Genomic DNA, 18,984 nt, shown 5'->3' on the forward strand with positions numbered 1-18,984 from the left:
CGGTTTAGAGGTCTGGGATGGATTACGAAAAACTGATTGATGCCGAAACCTGGGCCTTTATTCGCAGGACCTGCGAAAGCTACCCGGATGACGCGGTTGATCTGAGCATCGACGAGCAACGCGTGGTCTATGACGCCATGTGCCGCGACTTTCATGCTGCACACCCAGCCGGGGTGGAAACCGAAGACCTGTCAGCAAACGGCGTTCCGGTGCGTCATTACTGGGCAGGTGATCCCACCCGGACAATTATGTATTTTCATGGCGGCGGCCTGGTCGTTGGCGGATTGGAGAGCCACGATGATGTCTGCGCTGAAATTTGTGCGCAGACCGGTTATCGCGTGATCTCGGTTGATTACCGGTTGGTTCCCGAACACAAACACCCGGCCAACTTTAATGACTCCTGGACTGCAACCCAGTGGGCGCAGGATCGGTTTGAACAGGGCCTTGTTCTGGTTGGCGACAGTGGCGGCGGGAATTTGGCCGCAGCAGTTGCCCATCACGCACGTGGAAAACTCCAGCGGGTGATGGGAATGGTGCTGATTTATCCGGGATTGGGAAGTGACTGTAACACTGGATCCTTCATCGAGCATTCGCATGCTCCAATGCTGACCCGCGAAGAATGTCTGTATTACCATGAACTGAGATTTGAGGGCTCACCACCGGAAGCAGACCCAACCAGCGCGCCGTTGAAGGATCGCGATTTCTCAGATCTCCCACCCACGGTGCTGGTCACCGCCGACTGCGACCCGGTACGTGATGATTCAAAGGTCTATGCCGAGAAGATTCACGAGGCCGGAGGTCAGGCGCACTGGATCAATGAACCCGGATTGGTGCATGGCTATCTGCGCGCGCGTCACACGGTGACCCGTGCCAGAAACAGCTTTGAACGGATTTCGGTCGCAATCGAGGCGCTGGGGCAGGAGCTGTGGCCCTACGACTAACCGCTACTGATAATAGCTCTGCAGCCGTTTAAACACCACGGTCTGACCGTTTCGGGTATCGGTGCTGGTCAGCGGCCAGCCGTAAGGGTCATCGGTTCTGTAGGTCTGTGAAATCAGCGCACCATCATCGGTATATGTGGTGATTTGATAGCCTTGGTCCTGAGCCTGCATGCTCTGCACACGGTCTTCGCGTCGCCCATCCGAATAGACCACTGTATAGCTGCATTGCCCCATCACGTTGGTACAGCCATGAGGCTTGTACTTTTGACTTCCACCATTCGCCTTGGTGGCCTTGATCAACTGGCCATCGCGATTGAACTGAAACCGGGCAAACTCGGTTTTCTGCCCGTCGGCAACTTCGAACACCGTCACGATGTTCTTGCCCAACCGGCCCTTGCTGAACACATGTTCCAGCACCAGCCCGGTATCGCTGCCAACCACCACAAAGGATCCCGGCGCAATACTGTCAAAGCGGTAACCCGGTTCCTGAGCCTGCACCATCGAGGCACAGCCCAGCAAAAGGAGGGGAAGGCAATACTTCATGAAACGGCTCCGCACTGATGACAGCTAAGAGCAGGCTAGGGCGCGCTCACCCTCAGGTCCAGCAACGATTGAAAAGCAGACCCCTAGCGTTGGGGCCTGTTGTTCGCTGGTTTCACCACAAAAACGGCTCAGCCTTCATGGTATCGGCAATTGGCGCGCCCATTCGCGACAGGATAGTGGGGGCCAGTTGCAGCTGGTTGATCACGGTATCCGCATCCGGGCCTTCTGCCGCGCCAAAGTAATACAGCGCGGTTTCCTGCTGCAGCGGGCTGCGCCCGCCGTGGTGGCCGCGTTCGTCCTGACCGTGGTCGGCGGTGACAATCACCTCATACCCCATCTGCCGCCAGCGCGGAATAAACGGCGCCAGCATCTCGTCCATCACAAAACAGGCGTGATCCATTTCCTCGCAGTCGTGGTAGAACCGGTGCCCCATGCTGTCGAGCGTGCAGGTGTGCAGCATGCCATAATCCAGCCCATGTCGCAGGCACAGGTTGGTCAGACTGGCAAACAGATCCACATCCGATGGCGTCATCTGGTTGACCTTGCCATAGCCGGTCATGCTGTGGAACCGACCGTGGTTGATGGTGGCGCTGTCCGGCTCGTCATATTCCACATCGCGCACATGGTCGAAGGGGGAGCGGTTGAAGAATTCCGACCAGAAGCTGTGCGCCACACCACCGGTCACGCCGCCGCCCTTGCGGACTTGGCTGAACACGTCATCCTCTTTCAGCCGAAACACATTGGCATTGCCAGTGCAGCCATGTTCTTGCGGCGTCACGCCGGTGTGGATCGAGGCATAACAGCTGGCCGAGGTCGAGGGCAGCACGGCGCGGTGTTTCCACACCCGTGCCTCACCACTGTCGACCCAGCCTTCCAGATTGCCGAACAGGCGGCGGAAATTGCGATACGGTACGCCGTCCAGAATGATGAGGAGAAGTTTACGGTCCATCGCGAGCTCCATTTTTCGCGGTCATGGTTTTGGCCCAACCTAGGGGTTGGCAGCAAGTAGGCTGGTCAGTTTGCGGCCAAGATGTAAGAAACCCGACAGGAATACGCCTGCGGAATAAAAGCGTCCTAACTAGGCGGTCTGAAATTACAGCGATCTCTTGCTTCCCGGTGCCGAGCCTGAAAGATTGCGCGTAAATTCCGGCCGTTACAATGCCAAGCTGGGCTGGACCATAAGGGGCAGGGCATGAGCGATCAGAAAATGAAGTGGAAGCTGGGCGGTACCACCTATCTGCGTGAGGTGCCCGATGGTCAGGTGAAACGCGATGCCTGCCTGTATGTGATGTATACTAATTCTATAGAGGGGTTTATCGGGCCAAAAAAAGTAACCAAGACTAAAATGTTTGGCGCTGGCCGAACTGGCTGGGCGCAAGACGGAGCGTTTCGGAAACGCCAAGACATGCCGGAAATCCCGTTTTGGCACTACGAGCATTTTGACTGTGATGCCAATGGTGCGTCTGAAATGCTGACGGACTATTTGATCACCGATGAGCGTGCCGATTGGATGACCGATATTTTTGCATGGAATCCCTTTAGCATCGTGCGGGAGAAGGTGCGGGATTTTCTGGAGGACACGGATCCGGGTGGGAACCTGTTTTTTCCAGTCCAGTTGATCGCTGAGACTTCGGGCAAAAAACTACCCGGAACATTTTATCGCTGGCTATCAAAGCGACGGTTATTTTTGTCACTGGATTTCCCGACAGATCATCAGAAAGAACGGGCATGGACCCCCTTTAGCCTAGAATTCGGCACCCGTAATGTCACTGCGGAATTCACCCATAACCAGCGCCTTCGTGAGTTTGCAGGTAGCCTGCCTTCGTTTGGATTGATTTTTGGTTTTCAAACAGCCTTTAACCCGGCCATGTTCCGGGCGCTGAAGGCTGAAAAATTCACAGGATTGGTTGAGCGGGAACACTATGAGCAGTTCAAGAAAGACAACAAGAACTGGAACGTCGGACATTTTGCATAGGGCAGGCGGGCGACCGCACGAGCGCTATTTTCAGATGGGCTGAGAAATGAAAATCCCGACCTTGATCACGAAGATCGAGGCCGGGATGAAGAGTGTCTCGATCAGCCAATCTTGGGGCCGGTCGAAAGGCCGGGCCGCGCCTGACCTTCCCCCCGGGAAGGCGCATTCGCACCTCCCCAAGGTCAGGCGCGACCCTTGTTTGTATTAGGCGAAGATCAGTTCCCCGCGCTCTCCATTTTGCGGTGGGCGATCACCTCTTCCAGCCAGCCCAGTTTCATCTCGGGGACCGAGCTGAGCAGCAGGTCGGTGTAGTCGTCAAACGGCGGGGTCAACACCTCGGTCTTGCCGCCATAACGCTGCACCTTGCCCTGATACATCACCGCTATATTGTCCGAGATCGCTTTGACTGTGGCCAGATCGTGGGTGATGAACAGATAGGCCACATCCTCGATTTTTTGCAGATCCAGCAGCAGCTTCAGAATGCCATCCGCCACCAATGGGTCCAGCGCCGAGGTGACCTCGTCGCAGATGATCAGCTTTGGCTTAGCGGCCAGCGAGCGGGCAATACAAACACGCTGTTTTTGACCACCGGACAGTTCCGCCGGATAGCGATCCAGGAACTCTGGTCCCAGCTCGATTTCCTCTAGCAGTTCCAGAATACGCTTACGCTTCTCAGCGCCGCGCATACCAAAATAGAACTCCAGTGGGCGACCGATGATAGTACCAACGGTCTGACGTGGATTCATCGCTACATCTGCCATCTGATAGATCATCTGCAACTCGCGCAGATCCTCTAACGAGCGGCCATCTAGATCAGATGACAGCTTGCGCCCAGCAAAGGTGATCTCACCCTCACGTGGAGGCAGCAACCCGGTGATGACGCGGGCGAGGGTGGATTTGCCCGAGCCGGACTCGCCTACTACGGCCAGCGTTTGACCGGGGTACAGATCGACGCTCACGTCATGCAGAACATCAAATTTGGTGCCCTTGTAGCGAGCGGTGATGTTCTTGACGCTGAGCACTGGTTCAGCTGTAGGGGCCTTCTCCTCGTGCTCGATCGAGCGCACCGAAACTAGCGCCTTGGTGTAGTCTTCCTGCGGGTTGTTGATGATCTGGTCGACATTGCCGTATTCCACGGTGTCGCCCATCCGCAGCACCATGATGTCATCACTGACCTGTGCCACAACGGCCAGATCGTGGGTGATATACAGGGCTGCGACACCGGTGTCTTGAATGGCCTCTTTGATGGCTTTCAGAACGTCGATTTGCGTGGTCACATCCAGCGCGGTGGTCGGCTCGTCAAACACCACCAGATCCGGTTCAGGACACAGGGCCAGCGCTGTCATGCAGCGTTGCAACTGACCGCCCGACACCTGGTGCGGATAGCGTTCACCAATATTGTCCGGATCGGGCAGACCCAGCTTGGCAAACAATTCACGCGCGCGGGCCTCGGCCTCTTTGCGCGAGAATTTACCCTGCACAATGGCGGCTTCGGTCACCTGCTCCATGATCTTCTTGGCCGGGTTGAACGATGCGGCGGCGGATTGCGAGACATATGTCACCTCGCCACCGCGCAGCTTGCGCACATCACCAAGGCCAGACTTCAGGATATCGCGCCCGTTGATCCAGACCTCGCCACCGGTGATCCTGACACCACCGCGGCCATAGGCCATCGCGGCCAGACCGATGGTCGACTTACCAGCCCCGGATTCACCAATCAGACCCAGCACCTTGCCAGCCGCCAGATCAAAGCTGATCCCATGTACAATCTCGATGTCATGGGGCTTTTCACCGGGCGGATAGACGGTTGCGCCGATCTTGAGGTCGCGGACTTTTACAAGTGTCTCAGACATTATCCACGTCCTCCTTTCAGGCTGGTGGTGCGGTTCAACACCCAGTCAGCAACCAGGTTCACCGAGATCGCCAGCGTGGCGATGGCAAAGGCCGGGATCAGCGCGGCAGGGATGCCATAGATGATACCATCCTTGTTCTCTTTCACGATGCCACCCCAGTCAGCCTCGGGCGGTTGCACGCCTAGGCCCAGGAAGGACAGGGTCGAGACAAACAGCACCGCAAAGATAAACCGCAGGCCCATCTCGGCGACCAGTGGCGACAGCGCGTTGGGCAGGATTTCGCGGAACACGATCCAGGCAAGTTTTTCACCGCGAAGGCGGGCAGCCTCGACATAGTCCATCACCGAGATATCAACAGCAACGGCACGGGCGAGGCGATAAACCCGGGTTGAATCCAACAGACCCATAACCAGGATCAGGGTTGGGATTGTCACCGGCATCACCGACAAAACCACAAGGGCAAAGATCAGCGTTGGGATCGACATGATCAGATCAACAAACCGCGACATCACCTGATCAAACCAGCCACCCAGTACAGCGGCGACAAAGCCCAGGATCGAACCGGTTGTGAAGGAAATGATCGTCGCAGCGGTGGCGATAAAGATGGTGGTACGCCCACCATAGATCATCCGGCTTAGCAGATCGCGGCCGATATTGTCGGTGCCAAGCCAGTAGTCAGACTCGGTAAAACCTTCTGGCGCGATCCCAAGCATGATTTCAATCTTGGACGGCTCCCAGACATCACCGACAACTTCGGCCATGCCATAGGGGGCGAGCAACGGCGCAAACAGCGCGGTGAGGAAATACAGGGCAGTGAAGAACAGCCCGATCATTGCAGCAAGGGGAATGTTCTTCATTTTGGATGCCTCAGACGCGGATTGGCCAGAATGGCAATGATGTCAGCGGTCATGTTCAAGCCGATATAGACGGCGGCAAAGATCAAACCACAGGCCTGCACCACTGGCACGTCACGTTTGACCACGTGGTCCACCAGATATTGGCCCATGCCTGGATAAACAAACACCACCTCGACCACTACAACGCCGACAACCAGATAGGCCAGGTTCAGCATCACCACATTGACGATGGGCGAAATGGCATTGGGAAAGGCGTGTTTGCGGATCACGGTAAAGGTGCTCAGGCCCTTTAGCTCAGCCGTTTCGATATAGGCCGATTGCATCACGTTCAAGATTGCCGCACGGGTCATCCGCATCATGTGGGCGAGCACCACCAAGGTCAGCACGATAATGGGCAGGGCGATTGAGTGCAGTTTCTCCAACAGGGTCATCGAGTCTGAAATCATCGCAACGGATGGGAACCAGCCCAGTTTCACCGCCACAACATACATCAGCACATAGCCGATCAGAAATTCAGGGATCGAGATCGAGGCAAGGCTGACGGCCGAGATCATTTTGTCGGGCCAGCGGTCTTTGTAGCGGACTGATAACAGCCCAAGGAAAATAGAAAGGGGGACAGCGACCACTGCGGCCCAGAACGCCAGGAACAGGGTGTTGCCTAGTCGGCCCTTCAGGCTGTCGGCGATATCGCGGCCATTGGTCAGGGCAGTGCCCAGATCGCCTTGCAAGGCGTTGAACAGCCAGCTGAAATAGCGTTGAAGCGCGGGTTCGTTCAGGCCCAGCTCTTCTCGTAGGTTGGCAAGGTTCTCAGGCGTCGCAGCTTGGCCAAGAAGGGATTGTGCTACATCGCCGGGGAGGATCATGGTGCCTGCAAAGATCAAGCCCGAAGCGGCGAACAGCAGGAGGATGCCCAGCGCAAAGCGCTGAGCAACAAGTTTAACAATAGGGTGCATCTATGCTGCCCCTATGCGTCCAGCCAGCAACGTACGCCGGCCATGCAGTTCATCAAGGTCAGGTTTGGATCTTCGACCCAGCCACCAACACTCTTCGACACACCTTCGACAGAGTCGTTGAACATTGGACAGATCAGGCCGCCTTCGTCACGCAGGATATTGGCCATCTGCGAGTAGATCGCCTTGCGATTGCCTTGGTCCAGCTCGTCACGGCCCGCGTACAGCAGCTCGTCGAACTTCTCGTTCTTGAAGCGGGTGTCGTTCCAGTCTGCAGTCGACAGGTACGCTGTGGTGTACATCTGATCCTGAACAGGACGGCCACTCCAGTAGGACGCACAGAACGGCTGCTTGTTCCAGACTTCCGACCAGTAACCATCGTTTGGCTCACGCTTGATTTCCAGTGGAATGCCAGCCGCCTGGGCCGACTGCTGGAACAGCGCTGCTGCATCAACCGCACCTGGGAAGGCGCCATCTGCAACGCGCAGAATGATCGGGCTGCCGTCGTGGCCAGACTTCTTGTAGTACTCGGCAGCCATAGCGGCGTCATACTCACGCTGAGGAATGGTCTCGTCAAACAGCGGGTAGGCTTTGTTGATTGGGAAGTCGTTGCCAACCGAACCATAGCCACGCAGGATTTTTTCGACCATTTCCGAACGGTTGATCGACAGTTTCAGCGCCATGCGCAGATCGTTGTTGTCGAACGGGCCGGTGTCGGCGTGCATGATGAACACGTAGTGGCCGGGGCCAGATACGGTTTTGACGTCCAGGTTGGGCGCGCGTGCTAGCAGTTTGGCGATCTTTGGCTCAACACGGTCGATCATGTGCACCTGACCGGACTGCAGCGCAGCGGTACGTGCTGTGGAATCGTTCAGCGCAATCACTTCGATCTCATCGGCGTGGCCGCGCGAGTCATCCCAGTAGTTGGCAAACTTCTTGAAACCGTGGCGGATGCCAGGCTCGTTGACTTCTACAGTATAGGCACCTGTACCGATACCCGCTGCCGGATCGTCAAAGCCACCATCGGGCTGGATCTGCAGGTGATAGTCAGCCATCAGGTATGGAAGGTCAGCGTTGCCGCCTTTCAGAGTGACCGAGAAGTAATCGCCATCAACCTTCATCGACTCGATGCCCTGCATGATGCCCAGGGCACCCGAGGTTGCATCTTCGTTCGAGTGACGCTGCATGGTTTTTAGCACGTCTTCTGGTGTCAGCGATTTGCCGTTGTGGAATTCAACGCCTTTGCGGATCTTGAAGTTCCAGGTCTTGGCGTCAGCCGAGGCTTCAACGCTTTCCGCCAGGCGGTGCTCGATGCTGCCATCGGCGCCCACGTTGACCAGACAGTCACCATAGTTACGCAGGTTGACGGTTGGAACGGTCGATGCCGCCAGTGCCGGATCCAGCGAGTTGGTGCTTTCGCCGCCCTGAACACCCATCTTCAGCGTGCCACCTTTGACTGGGCCCGATGCGCGAGCCGCATCGGCAAACATGCTGCTGGCGACAACGGCGCTGACACCCAGTGCCGCGGCCTTGCCCATAAATTCGCGGCGGGTCATCTTGCCGGCCGTCACACGGCTGGTCATGTGATCAAGTTGGTTATTCATAAAGGTCTCCCAGTTGAGTGAAACGCTGTGCGCGTCTTATTTTTTTGTTTGATGGTACAAGATTTGCGTATTTCTGGCACCCGGGCAAGAAATTTCGAAGACAGGCCCAGCGTTGTTTCAGACGCTAACACGTACTCTATCGGTTTAAGAGTCGTGTTCGTGAGGTATGGAGTCGTTTTTTAAGCGCAAACCGGGGTTTAGGACGGTGGATACGACCTGTTTATCCACTATCTGATACTCAACTTTTTTCTGAGCCGACCGAAATTGCTAAGCTGAAAGACAGCAAACTGTCTGCTTTTGCCCAAAAAAGCAGCAGATCATGTGAATCGTCTGACATTTAATGCCATTGGACTTAACTGATGATCGGTCGAGCTGATTCAGCTTCCGCAGCGTTGCCTTCGAGGGTTTAAAAGCGACATCATGACAAGCTCGTGGTGGCTTGGATCAGCTGTCTTCGGTATCCATCCAGATGGTCACCGGGCCATCATTCAACAGTCGCACCTTCATATCCGCGCCAAATTGTCCGGTGGCGACTGGCAGCTCCAATGCACCCAGTTTGGCTGCGAAATACTGATAGAGTTCCTCGCCAAGCGCGGGGCTGGCTGCGGTGGAAAATCCTGGTCGATTGCCGCGCCGGGTGTCGGCCGCCAGCGTGAACTGGCTAACCACCAGCACGCTGCCGCCAATATCCGCGACCGAGCGGTTCATCTTGTCATTGTCATCCTTGAAGATCCGCAGCTTTGCGATCTTGGCAGCCAGGTAATCGGCTTTCGCTTCGGTATCACCCTCCATAGCGCAGATCAGCACTAACAGGCCGGCCTCAATCTCACCAAATAACTGTCCATCCACGGTGACCGAAGCTTCGCTGACCCGTTGAACCAATGCGCGCATTTTGAAGGCATCCCTGTTTGATGATAAATTGCTTTAGGAGCTAAAGCACTTATGGGCCTGCTGGGCAATGGCGCACGAACTTGCCGGGATAGGCCCAAGCTACGTGAGGCAGCTCGGGCCTTGGGGGTTATGCCGGGGTCAGAACCTTTTCCCAGCTTTTGATATGGTCCTCGACCGAGGTCAGCGTCACGCCAAAGGTCTCTTCGATCTTGGCCAGATCGATCACCATATCGTCGTCTCCCATCTGGGCCAGGGCCCCATACAGGTCGCTTAAAGCAAAACCCGCGCCGGGGTTGTGGATGGCCTGCGCCACACGGTCGCCAAAATCAGTTGGCGACATCGGCTGGTATGTGACCAGCTTGCCAACCCAGCCCGACAAGAGCTCTGCCAGTTCATCGCCTGTCAGCGCTGCCGGGGTGCCGATCTCATAGCTGTTGCCAGCCAGATCAGGGCGCGACAGGGCGGCAACGGCCACCTTGGCTTGATCCAGATGTGAGGTCCAGGTGACCTTGATCGAGTTTGGCAGCGGCGGATAGTCTAGAATCCCGTCACTCTTCAACTGCGGCAGGAACAGATCCGGCTGCAGGTTTTCCAGATAGACGGTTGGCTGCAACACGATGGATGGAATGCCGCTGCCCAGCACCGCCTGCATCCCGGCGGTAGACCCGTCAATCATCGCAGATGAGGGGTAGCGTGACCCGGCGGTGCCGCTGGTGGAATAGACCAGCAAGGGCAGGGACACCTTGTGTGCGGCTGTAAACAGGGCTGTCATCCACTTTTGCGGGTCGTCTGGCGACTGCGGCATGGGCAAGTGGACAAAGGCAGCCTCAACCCCGTTCAGCGCAGAAATCAGTGCGTCTTGATCGTCGAGAGTGGCCGCAACGGCTTGCGCCTCGGGGTGCATCGCTTGGATCTTGGCGGCATCGCGCGCCACGGCGCGTACGGTCAGCCCCTTGGCAATGGCTTCGCGGACAACGGGGGCGCCCTGTGCGCCGGTGGCTCCAAAAATGGCTACTGTCTGGCTCATCGTGGTTCCTCATGATATGATGGTTACTGTTAGGAACCACACATAGGAGACCTGCTTTGACCGCAAAAGGAGGCATGATTTCATCTGATGGGCACACCGAAGTAACCACCTGCTCGGTGGATCAGGTCATTGATGGCGCTAATCAGTGGATCAAGAACGAGTTCAGCGGACCATGCCCGGTGCGCGATGTGTTGGACCGGGTTGGCGACAAATGGAGCGCCCTGGTGGTGCTGCGGCTGGGCCGACAGCCCGAACGATTCCGCGCCTTGCTACGCGCCGTCGAAGGCATCTCGCAGCGTATGCTCACCGTGACCTTGCGTGGGCTGGAACGCGACGGGCTGGTGCACCGCGAGGTGTTTGGCACAAGACCGCCATCGGTTGAATACAGTCTGACACCACTGGGTGTTTCCTTGTTGGATCACATCTCGGGGTTGGCGCATTGGGCGATGGCACACACAGATGAGATCAAGATCGCGCAGGCCGATTATGAGCAGAGGAACGGACAGCGTTAGCTTGATGTACGTGGCCCGCCTTGGGCCTGTAATATGACCTGTTGTTCTATTAAATAAGACCTGTTCGGAGCAGGTCTTGCGTCAGATCAAGGCGCAAATTGCCAGTCTATCCTATAATCAAGCCTGTAACGAAAGGAGGATAGACCATGGTAGAAAAAACCGAAACCGGAGGCTTCTGGCCATCTCTCTACGATCCGTTTCGCGGGTTTGGTTCCCGACTGGCGGATTGGCTCAGCCCGGCGACCGAAGCTTCGTCAGGTGAGGAATCCTATGACATTGCGATGGAGTTGCCAGGGGTCGGGCAGGAGGATATCGACCTGTCAGTGGACAACGGCGTGTTGACCATTCGCGGCGAGAAAAAGACCCAGTCCGAGAAGTCAGGCGATACATGGTTCTTTAGCGAACGCCAGTATGGCGCTTTTCGGCGGTCGTTCCGCCTGCCGGACGACGCAGATGGAGCAGCGGCATCGGCGCAGATGACCGAGGGAGTTCTGCATGTGATGGTTCCCAAAAAGGCGCTTGAGACACCGGAAACAGCCAAGAAAATCGAAATCGCGCAGAACTAGGCCTTGAAGATCAAGGTTCGGTAGAGTGGCCCGTGTTTGCCTGCACGGGCCGTTTCTTATTGTTGCGCCGCCAGATAGCCGATGCCTGCGGCAACAATCAGCCCCACAACCACAGCCCCTGCAATCTTCCATGCGGAATAGGGGCGTTCCCCCTGCACCCGTCCAGATTGGCCGTTGACCACAAACCGATAGGTCTTGCCGCGGTATTTGTAGGCCGCCAGCCAGACCGGAAGCAGCACATGCTTGAACGTCACATCGGTCACCGTAGTGCTGATGTCATGAATGCGCTGTCGGTCTCCGCCGATGTCAAATCGCACATCCCGTTCGATTACCCTGTCCATCTTGGAGCGGGCCTCGGTGTATCCGTCCTCTAGCTCCACCGCATAGGCCTCGGCCCGGAACCCGGCCAGATACTGTGGCTGATAGGGTTCCATTGACGACAGATCCCAGGGCTCCAGCGCTTCGGTGTATTTTTTGGGCAGGCTTTTAGAAGCCAGCACCAGCACATCATCAAACCAGCGCTTCACCCGGCCTGAGGCGGGCGTCCAGCGCACCTTGGCGACCTGCTGGCTGACGGTCTTGCCATCCACCTGCCGGGTTTCGGTGACGTAATAGACGGTACCACGTTGGCCCGAGTAACTGGATTTTGTATCAGCATCAAAGGTCCAGTAGGGCACATAGATGCCCTGCATCTTGCGGCCCTTGCGCGCATATTCCTTTAGTCCGTTCGGGGCGAACCACAACCGCCCCAACCAACTGGCCATTTCTTTATGGGCGCTGCGTTCATCGACGCCAAAGGGCAGCACGCCTTTGGGTTTGATATGCCGGTTTTCACCAGTGTCCACCACTACAGGCGTCGCGCAGAACGGACATTCCTTGGCGTGGGTTTGCGGGTCAAACTCTACCTGTGCTGCACAGCTGGGACAGGCCGAAACTCTTGTAACTTCGATCTCAGCCTCAGGCAGCTGGTGGGCAATGGCCGCCTCGAAATCCAGCTCACGCAGGCCTGCGCCTTCCCACGGCCCGCCCCCAATCTGATCCGTATGCCCACAATGATCGCAGGTCAGAGTGCGGTTTTGGGGGTCATACCGGTAGTCGCTGCCGCACTGCTCGCAAGGGAAAAGATGCCGCTCATCCGGAGCGGCGGGGCTGTCTGGTGATGCGGGTGGCGGTGGAGGTGTGGTCACGGCAGGTCTCGGATTTGCAAAGGTTCAAAAAATGAGGGTCACCCGCCGCCAAATGGACGTCGGGTGCTGACGTGGTGTTATCCAGCCGGGGGGGGCGGAGGTGGTGGCATGATGGTGAACAGCTGCGCCAGTTCGGCGACATCACCAGCGCGTTTCCAACCGTCCTGACCGGGGGTCCAGACATGGGTTTCGCGGGTCAATCCACCCTCAACAGCCATACGCCCAAGCCGGGCTTTGGAAAACGGTCCGGTGGTCTGGCCGTTTTCTGCTAGGTGCCAGACATGTTCCACGGGAGGTGGTGGTGGGGCAATTGGCGCAGCCGCAGGTGCCGGTTGCGCTGCCGGTGCGGCAGCAGCTGGGGCAGAGCGGGCGCCCCATGGACCAGCGGCCTGACCCGCTGCCATCTGTTGCGCCATGCCCATACCCATGCCCATGCCAAGACCGGCACCCATGCCACCATTTGGGTTTTGCGCTGCGGCGGTCATCGCCTCGGCGGCTGAAAATTGCGTGTAGCGGCCCAGGTCGCCAACAATGCCCATCTGGGTGCGCTTATCCATCGCTGCCTCAACCGCAGGTGGCAGCGAGATATTTTCGATATACAGCTCGGGGATCGACAGCCCGTACTCGCTGATGGTGCTGGAAATCTCGGCGGCAACCAGCTTGCCCAGATCTGCGGTATTCGCAGCCATGTCCAGCACTGGTAGGCCAGAGCCCGCCACCACGCGTGAAAATTCCTGCACGATGATATTGCGCACCTGGAACGAGATTTCATCCATGGTGAACTCACCATCGGTGCCAACAATCTCGGTCAGGAAGCGGGCGGCGTCGGCCACCTTGACCGAATAGGTGCCAAAGGCACGCAGGCGGATCGGGCCAAACTCGGGGTCGCGGCAGATGATCGGGTTCTTGGTGCCCCATTTCAGATCATTAAACCGGGTGGTGTTGACGTAATAGATCTCGGATTTGAACGGTGACTGAAACCCGTGATCCCAGTGCTGCAGCGTGGTCATCACCGGCATATTGTTGGTCTCGAGCATATAGAGACCGGGGGTGAAGACATCGGCCAACTGACCTTCGTGGACAAACACAGCGGCCTGACCTTCGCGCACGGTTAGTTTGGCACCATATTTGATTTCATGGTCTTCGCGTTCAAACCGCCAGACCATGGTGTCGCGGGTGTCGTCGGTCCAATGGATGACGTCGATGAATTCACCGGTCAGAAAATCAAAAATTCCCATAGTCAGGTCCTCTTATTAATAGGCACGGGGCATCGCTTCTGCGGGCACCCCCATCAATTCATTTGCAATGATACGGGCGATTGGGCGGGCCTGCTCGGCGCTCATCCCCGGTTGCAGCCGTCTGTCATATAACATGGATAGCAGTTTTTCGTCATGGCTGGTCAGCAGCGCAAATTCGTCGTCGTCGTTAAAGATAGACGGACGCGCGCGCGGGCTGTCATTACGCAGGCCCAGCCCCTGCGCCACTTCCTCGTGCACGCAGCTTTGCCGGACCAGATCCGGGTGCTCATCCCGGATCAGCGCCACCCCACGGGTATAGGACAGTGGATCTTGTTGCGGACCACCAGCCAGCACCAGACAGTAAAAACTGCGTGGCGGATTGGCAAAGACCTCAAGGTTCTCGGCACTGATGTTGGGCAAAATTTCCCGCACCCGCTTGCGGATGAATTCACCGTCATCCTTGCCCGCATAGATAACGTGGAAATTGCCGCGGGTTGATGAGGTGCTGACCGAATGCTCGGTAATCCGTGCTAGGCGTGCGGCGTAATTGGTCAGGAACTCGCGGTCTTGTTGTCGTCGATCTGCGGCAACCGACGGCCCGAATTCTGCCTGCAGCCGCACCGGCCCCGGCCAGCGGCTTAGCCCACCTGCGCCACCACTGCCACTGCCGGCGTATTCGTCATAAAAGGCGATGGCCTCAAAATTGCGAACCAGCTTGTCAGAGTCATAAGGCGTATCCGGCCCGCCGCCATCAGTACGCAACAAGCCGCGGGTCAGTAGATCGCGTTGCAGCACAGAATAGTAGCTCACCAATTGCTCGCTCTCAGCCGAACGCGGCGGTGGTGCCAAATCCTCAGGCCGCTCGCGCGGTGTAAGTGGCGGATTGTCTTGGGGAAAGAACGGCGTGCAGGCCACCAGAGCTGTCAGTCCGATCAGACTAACAGCACTACGTGGCAGATTGCGCAGCGTATCCAGCCCCCCGGCCTTCATTGCTTAAGCAGGCACCGAAGAAGAAGCAGTATCGCCGACACCATCCTTGCGGGCCTTGGCCGAGGCCAAGGTGTCGCGCAGCTCGCTCTCCATCTTCTTCAGTTCTTCTTCGGCAGCCGCACGTTTGGCTTTGCCTTCGTCGGCGATGGCCAGACTGTCTTGGATGGTGCCAATCAGATCAGCATTGGCCTGTTTCACCGCTTCGATGTCGAACACACCGCGTTCCATTTCTTCGCGCACCATTTTGTTGCTGGACCGCAGGTTGGCGGCATTGGCGGTCAGCAGCTCGTTGGTCAGGTCGTTGGCTTCGCGCACGGCTTTGGCTGCCTCGGCGCTGCGCTGGATGGTCACCGCCTGGGCCAGCTGGGTTTCCCACAGCGGCACGGTATTCACCAGAGTCGAGTTGATCTTGGTGACCAGCGACTTGTCGTTTTCCTGCACCAAACGGATCGAGGGCAGCGACTGCATGGTGACCTGACGGGTCAGTTTCAGATCATGCATCCGGCGTTCCAGATCATCGCGAGCAGCGCGGATGTCGCGCAGTTCCTGCGCCTGCATCACCTGCTCGCCTTCTGGTGCGGCGTTTACTTCGGCCTCTTTGGCGGGGATGGTGGTGCCATCCAGCTCAGTAAGCTTTTCCTGACCAGCGGCAATATACAGGCCCAGCTCGTCATAGAATTCCAGCGTTTTGGCATAGAGCACATCCAGCGATTTGATGTCCTTTAGCAGCGTGTGTTCATGACCCAGCAGGTTGTCGGTGATCTTGTCGATCTGGCCCTGTACGGTTTCAAAGCGGGCAGTGAACTTGGCAAATGGGGCAGCCTTGCCAAGGATACGCTCCCAAAAACTTGGCTTGCGGCGCACATCCAGTTCCGAGACAGAAAAGCCGCGAATGGTGGTGACAATATCGCGCAAGCTATCGCCCGCAGGGCCCACATCCTTGTTGCGCACATCTGCCAGCATCGCCTGCGAGATAACCTGCAGCTCTGCCTGAGCAGCTGATCCGAACTCGATGATCGAGTTGGTGTCTGCCATGTTCAGCTGATCCATGCGAACACGGATTGCTTCGCTTTGTGGCGCGTCAGCCTGTTCCAGCGTCTGGATCTCGGCCACGGGCTCAGGCAGTACAATCGCGGTGGTTTCCTTGACCAGAGTTTCTGCTTCGACGGCTTTCTGTTTTACAATCTCGGACATAAAGTCATTCCTTATATTAATCAGGTCAGATCCAGATGGACCCCTTCGCGCTGCAAACGATCGCGCAGCACGTCAATTTCAATGGTCAGATCGCTGCGATCTTCGAGCAGCATCTTGCGGTTGCGGGCGGCAAAGTTCTGTTCCAGATCATCCAGCAGTGACAGATAGTCGGTACGGGCCTGAGCGTCACCGCTGCGGCCATAGATATCGGCAAATTTCACCGTCGCATCACGCGCACCCTGCAAATACACGGTCATGTACTTGCGCGCGGCGGTCAGGTCACGCGGGTCTTCCTCAACCGTACGGAACAGGTCGCGGGCGACGGATTGGAATTGCTCAATGCGGGCCTCGACCTGACGGTCCTGGGCGCGCAGGGCGGCGTCCTTCATTTCAGCCAGATACTCTTCGGCATCATCCACCACACGGGCCACGCGGGATTGCTGAAAATCGTCAATGCCCTCAACACCTTTGTCTTGCATTGGGTCCAGACCAAACGACGCCATATGCAAACCCAGAGCCGCAGCTCCATAGGTGGCGGCGATCAAAATGCCGGGTTCGGCTTTCCAGGCGGCAATTGCGCCGCCAAGTCCGGTTAGGACGGAGGCGATGATCTTACGCGGCAGGGCCGGGCGTTTGGCCACGCGTCGGGCGTTATAGGCCGTTTCGGCACGCAGGCCTTCGCGCAACATCCAGGCAGCGGCGGTCCAGACGCCAGCGCCAACCAAACCTAACGCAAGGCCGCTGGCCCCATCCAGCAGGGAAAACAGCAGCAACACCGCAGGTGGCACAAACATCAGATTTGAGCGCAGGCCAATTGGGTCTGTTTGCGCATTTTTATAAGAGTTCTGCACAGGTGAATTCGCCTCGGCAGAGGTTCCATCGGGGCTGAATTGTCCGCCAAATCGTTTGGCCATGTGATTAAGCTCCCACAATCCAGCCGGTGCTCAGACCGAACATCAAGATCAATAGGGCCACAAAGGCAATTTTCCGCACGCGGGTTCTCCCGAAGACACTGTTCTGCCAAAGAAACTAAGGGATAGCAGGTCGTGTTGCTAGGGGGAACTCGCGCGCAATGCGATCATCTGCGGGGATTCTTGCCGACGGGTGTTGTTCATTGGCTGCAAAGAAGCAGCAGCAAAAATGCTAGATGTCTTCGTGCCGAAGGCACGGAAAAGCGATGCTAAGCCCGTGTTGGTTTGGGTATCGCTCCACCAAGTGGTCACACTCCGCCAAAGACGTTTCGGCAGGGAGGCAGACTGAAAGAAGAAAATATTTGCGTAGCCCTTCGAAGGTGCAGCTGAGGTTGGTCAACTGTTTCGAAAGGCTGTCAAATGCAGCATCATCTTTTACAGCCATCCAAATTGTCGTGTTTCCTGAGTGGCTAACAGGGGTGTGTCCGACAACTTCGCCATCAGCACTTTTCTGCAATTTCACGGCATCCGAGATGGCAGCCCCTTTTATGAAAAAGGGCGATGACAGAACACGAAAGACATTTTCTGTGCCGGTGCTTTCAACCCAAACATGTTCAATGTTGATGGGAGGCCAGCCCTCATCAACATCCAGAAGAGACGGAATTTGCAGCACAGAAACGTCCTTGAATGGGGCCGATCAGCGCGTACGGGGATTCTTGCCAACGGGCTTGCCACCTGAGCGCCCGCCAGAACGCCCATCGGGGCGTCGGCCGGGTTTACCCGTAGGCTTTCCACCGGATCGGCCACTGGGTTTTCCGCCGTCAGACCGACCCTGACCCTTGTTGGCAAAACGACGACCATAGGGCCGTTCATCCTCTTCGGGTGGCTTGGGTCGGCCAGGTCTGCCTGCCATGGTGCTGGGCTTCTTGCGCACCACGCGTCTGGCGTTCTTGGGCTTTTCCGGTTCCGGCTCAGCCTCAAGCCCCAGTTGGTCGCGCATCACTTTGCGGCGGATTTCTTCAACCGCGCCCAGTTTCAGCTGGCCCAGCTGGAACGGACCATAAGACACCCGCAACAGCCGGTTCACGGTAAAGCCGATGTCTTCGATGGCGCGGCGGATCTCGCGGTTTTTGCCTTCGCGGATACCGATGGTCAGCCAAGCGTTCGCACCTTGCTGACGGTCTAGCGCCACTTCCATCGGCTGGAAGCGTTCTCCGTCAATCACCATGCCCTTTCGCAGCGGCTCGAAGTCTTTTTCTTGCGGGCGACCATTGATCCGCACCCGATACTTGCGCAACCACCCGGTTGAGGGCAGTTCCAGCTGGCGCTTGATGCCGCCATCGTTGGTCAGCAATAGCAGGCCTTCGGAATTCAAATCCAACCGGCCCACCGTCATCACCCGTGGCAGATCCTCGGGTAGCTCGTCAAAAATGGTTCGCCGACCTTTTTCGTCGCTGTTGGTTGTCACCAGACCCGAAGGCTTGTGATACAACCACAGCCGCGCTGGTTCCGGATCACCCACGGGTTTGCCGTCGACGGTGATTTTATCCTGAGGCGTGACGTTCAGCGCTGGGCTATCGATCTGCTTGCCATTGACGGTCACAAGGCCAGCATTGATCATGCGTTCCGCCTCACGGCGTGAGGCAATACCGGCACGGGCCAGCACTTTGGCGATACGATCACCAGTTGGGGTGGCGCCGGCGGGAGGGGTCTGAGATTGGGTCATAACCCGCCCTTAGACCATT

19 protein-coding genes are annotated in these 18,984 nt (G+C 57.2%); 4 read left to right on the plus strand and 15 right to left on the minus strand.

Annotation, left to right across the window (positions count from 1 at the left end):
• Positions 1 to 17 precede the first annotated feature (17 nt).
• Positions 18 to 941 carry an alpha/beta hydrolase gene (locus tag AC2T28_RS13705; RefSeq protein ID WP_486748914.1) on the plus strand — a complete coding sequence of 308 codons (924 nt, stop codon included), beginning with the start codon at positions 18 to 20 and terminating at the stop codon, positions 939 to 941.
• Between the two features lie 3 nt (positions 942 to 944).
• Here the strand turns inward: AC2T28_RS13705 and AC2T28_RS13710 are convergent, their stop codons facing one another.
• Together AC2T28_RS13710 and AC2T28_RS13715 are read right to left on the minus strand one after the other, a co-directional pair.
• Complete coding sequence (locus tag AC2T28_RS13710; protein WP_486748913.1) at positions 945 to 1,484, minus strand: hypothetical protein; 540 nt, start codon at positions 1,482 to 1,484, stop codon at positions 945 to 947.
• A 112-nt stretch (positions 1,485 to 1,596) separates the two neighbouring features.
• Positions 1,597 to 2,433: an alkaline phosphatase family protein gene (locus AC2T28_RS13715; protein ID WP_486748912.1), complete on the minus strand. Its 837-nt coding sequence runs from the start codon at positions 2,431 to 2,433 to the stop codon at positions 1,597 to 1,599.
• A 243-nt stretch (positions 2,434 to 2,676) separates the two neighbouring features.
• Here AC2T28_RS13715 and AC2T28_RS13720 point away from each other — a divergent pair, with 243 nt between their 5' ends.
• Positions 2,677 to 3,459, plus strand: coding sequence for a hypothetical protein (locus AC2T28_RS13720; protein ID WP_486748911.1), 783 nt, complete (start codon positions 2,677 to 2,679; stop codon positions 3,457 to 3,459).
• Between the two features lie 215 nt (positions 3,460 to 3,674).
• Here the strand turns inward: AC2T28_RS13720 and AC2T28_RS13725 are convergent, their stop codons facing one another.
• From AC2T28_RS13725 to AC2T28_RS13750, 6 genes are all read right to left on the minus strand, one after another.
• The gene (locus tag AC2T28_RS13725; protein ID WP_486748910.1) at positions 3,675 to 5,312 is read right to left on the minus strand and encodes an ABC transporter ATP-binding protein; all 1,638 of its coding nucleotides are present in this window, start codon (positions 5,310 to 5,312) and stop codon (positions 3,675 to 3,677) included.
• Complete coding sequence (locus AC2T28_RS13730; RefSeq protein ID WP_486748909.1) at positions 5,312 to 6,169, minus strand: ABC transporter permease; 858 nt, start codon at positions 6,167 to 6,169, stop codon at positions 5,312 to 5,314. Before AC2T28_RS13730 ends, AC2T28_RS13725 begins: the two co-directional genes overlap by 1 nt.
• Positions 6,166 to 7,122 (minus strand): ABC transporter permease, encoded by a 957-nt coding sequence (locus AC2T28_RS13735; RefSeq protein ID WP_486748908.1) that lies wholly within the window; start codon positions 7,120 to 7,122, stop codon positions 6,166 to 6,168. The genes AC2T28_RS13730 and AC2T28_RS13735 overlap by 4 nt, the downstream gene beginning before the upstream one ends.
• Before the next feature lie 11 nt (positions 7,123 to 7,133).
• The gene (locus AC2T28_RS13740) at positions 7,134 to 8,723 is read right to left on the minus strand and encodes an ABC transporter substrate-binding protein (RefSeq protein ID WP_486748907.1); all 1,590 of its coding nucleotides are present in this window, start codon (positions 8,721 to 8,723) and stop codon (positions 7,134 to 7,136) included.
• Between the two features lie 444 nt (positions 8,724 to 9,167).
• The gene (gene dtd / locus AC2T28_RS13745; RefSeq protein WP_486748906.1) at positions 9,168 to 9,614 is read right to left on the minus strand and encodes a D-aminoacyl-tRNA deacylase; all 447 of its coding nucleotides are present in this window, start codon (positions 9,612 to 9,614) and stop codon (positions 9,168 to 9,170) included.
• Positions 9,615 to 9,741: 127 nt separating this feature from the next.
• A complete protein-coding gene (locus AC2T28_RS13750; RefSeq protein WP_486748905.1) occupies positions 9,742 to 10,641 on the minus strand; it encodes an SDR family oxidoreductase in 900 nt (299 codons plus the stop codon).
• A gap of 56 nt (positions 10,642 to 10,697) precedes the next feature.
• Between AC2T28_RS13750 and AC2T28_RS13755 the strand changes: the two genes are divergently transcribed.
• On the plus strand, positions 10,698 to 11,153 hold the full coding sequence (locus AC2T28_RS13755; RefSeq protein ID WP_486748904.1) for a winged helix-turn-helix transcriptional regulator: 456 nt from the start codon (positions 10,698 to 10,700) through the stop codon (positions 11,151 to 11,153).
• 146 nt (positions 11,154 to 11,299) lie between these two features.
• Positions 11,300 to 11,719, plus strand: a complete 420-nt coding sequence (locus AC2T28_RS13760) for an Hsp20/alpha crystallin family protein (RefSeq protein ID WP_486748903.1) — start codon at positions 11,300 to 11,302, stop codon at positions 11,717 to 11,719.
• Between the two features lie 56 nt (positions 11,720 to 11,775).
• On the opposite strand, the gene AC2T28_RS13765 is transcribed toward AC2T28_RS13760, so the two are convergent.
• The 7 genes from AC2T28_RS13765 to AC2T28_RS13795 all read right to left on the minus strand — a co-directional run bounded on the left by AC2T28_RS13765 (position 11,776) and on the right by AC2T28_RS13795 (position 18,965).
• Entirely contained in the window at positions 11,776 to 12,906 is a 1,131-nt protein-coding gene (locus AC2T28_RS13765; RefSeq protein ID WP_486748902.1) for a TFIIB-type zinc ribbon-containing protein, read from the minus strand.
• Positions 12,907 to 12,983: 77 nt separating this feature from the next.
• Entirely contained in the window at positions 12,984 to 14,144 is a 1,161-nt protein-coding gene (locus AC2T28_RS13770; RefSeq protein ID WP_486748901.1) for an SPFH domain-containing protein, read from the minus strand.
• Positions 14,145 to 14,159: 15 nt separating this feature from the next.
• The gene (locus AC2T28_RS13775) at positions 14,160 to 15,134 is read right to left on the minus strand and encodes a DUF2927 domain-containing protein (protein WP_486748900.1); all 975 of its coding nucleotides are present in this window, start codon (positions 15,132 to 15,134) and stop codon (positions 14,160 to 14,162) included.
• A 3-nt stretch (positions 15,135 to 15,137) separates the two neighbouring features.
• The gene (locus AC2T28_RS13780) at positions 15,138 to 16,328 is read right to left on the minus strand and encodes a toxic anion resistance protein (RefSeq protein WP_486748899.1); all 1,191 of its coding nucleotides are present in this window, start codon (positions 16,326 to 16,328) and stop codon (positions 15,138 to 15,140) included.
• A gap of 20 nt (positions 16,329 to 16,348) precedes the next feature.
• Entirely contained in the window at positions 16,349 to 17,242 is an 894-nt protein-coding gene (locus AC2T28_RS13785; protein ID WP_486748898.1) for a 5-bromo-4-chloroindolyl phosphate hydrolysis family protein, read from the minus strand.
• A gap of 229 nt (positions 17,243 to 17,471) precedes the next feature.
• Complete coding sequence (locus tag AC2T28_RS13790; protein ID WP_486748897.1) at positions 17,472 to 17,912, minus strand: DUF4265 domain-containing protein; 441 nt, start codon at positions 17,910 to 17,912, stop codon at positions 17,472 to 17,474.
• Positions 17,913 to 17,936: 24 nt separating this feature from the next.
• Positions 17,937 to 18,965, minus strand: coding sequence for a pseudouridine synthase (locus AC2T28_RS13795; protein WP_486748896.1), 1,029 nt, complete (start codon positions 18,963 to 18,965; stop codon positions 17,937 to 17,939).
• Between the last annotated feature and the right edge of the window lie 19 nt (positions 18,966 to 18,984).

The organism is Parasedimentitalea nitratireducens (assembly GCF_057444295.1).

What these genes read in the sequence shown, in the direction of transcription:
- AC2T28_RS13705 (WP_486748914.1), top strand. Translation starts at nt 18, where the DNA reads ATGGATTACGAAAAACTGATTGATGCCGAAACCTGGGCCTTTATTCGC.
- AC2T28_RS13710 (WP_486748913.1), bottom strand. Translation starts at nt 1,484, where the DNA reads ATGAAGTATTGCCTTCCCCTCCTTTTGCTGGGCTGTGCCTCGATGGTG.
- AC2T28_RS13715 (WP_486748912.1), bottom strand. Translation starts at nt 2,433, where the DNA reads ATGGACCGTAAACTTCTCCTCATCATTCTGGACGGCGTACCGTATCGC.
- AC2T28_RS13720 (WP_486748911.1), top strand. Translation starts at nt 2,677, where the DNA reads ATGAGCGATCAGAAAATGAAGTGGAAGCTGGGCGGTACCACCTATCTG.
- AC2T28_RS13725 (WP_486748910.1), bottom strand. Translation starts at nt 5,312, where the DNA reads ATGTCTGAGACACTTGTAAAAGTCCGCGACCTCAAGATCGGCGCAACC.
- AC2T28_RS13730 (WP_486748909.1), bottom strand. Translation starts at nt 6,169, where the DNA reads ATGAAGAACATTCCCCTTGCTGCAATGATCGGGCTGTTCTTCACTGCC.
- AC2T28_RS13735 (WP_486748908.1), bottom strand. Translation starts at nt 7,122, where the DNA reads ATGCACCCTATTGTTAAACTTGTTGCTCAGCGCTTTGCGCTGGGCATC.
- AC2T28_RS13740 (WP_486748907.1), bottom strand. Translation starts at nt 8,723, where the DNA reads ATGAATAACCAACTTGATCACATGACCAGCCGTGTGACGGCCGGCAAG.
- dtd (WP_486748906.1), bottom strand. Translation starts at nt 9,614, where the DNA reads ATGCGCGCATTGGTTCAACGGGTCAGCGAAGCTTCGGTCACCGTGGAT.
- AC2T28_RS13750 (WP_486748905.1), bottom strand. Translation starts at nt 10,641, where the DNA reads ATGAGCCAGACAGTAGCCATTTTTGGAGCCACCGGCGCACAGGGCGCC.
- AC2T28_RS13760 (WP_486748903.1), top strand. Translation starts at nt 11,300, where the DNA reads ATGGTAGAAAAAACCGAAACCGGAGGCTTCTGGCCATCTCTCTACGAT.
- AC2T28_RS13770 (WP_486748901.1), bottom strand. Translation starts at nt 14,144, where the DNA reads ATGGGAATTTTTGATTTTCTGACCGGTGAATTCATCGACGTCATCCAT.
- AC2T28_RS13775 (WP_486748900.1), bottom strand. Translation starts at nt 15,134, where the DNA reads ATGAAGGCCGGGGGGCTGGATACGCTGCGCAATCTGCCACGTAGTGCT.
- AC2T28_RS13780 (WP_486748899.1), bottom strand. Translation starts at nt 16,328, where the DNA reads ATGTCCGAGATTGTAAAACAGAAAGCCGTCGAAGCAGAAACTCTGGTC.
- AC2T28_RS13785 (WP_486748898.1), bottom strand. Translation starts at nt 17,242, where the DNA reads ATGGCCAAACGATTTGGCGGACAATTCAGCCCCGATGGAACCTCTGCC.
- AC2T28_RS13795 (WP_486748896.1), bottom strand. Translation starts at nt 18,965, where the DNA reads ATGACCCAATCTCAGACCCCTCCCGCCGGCGCCACCCCAACTGGTGAT.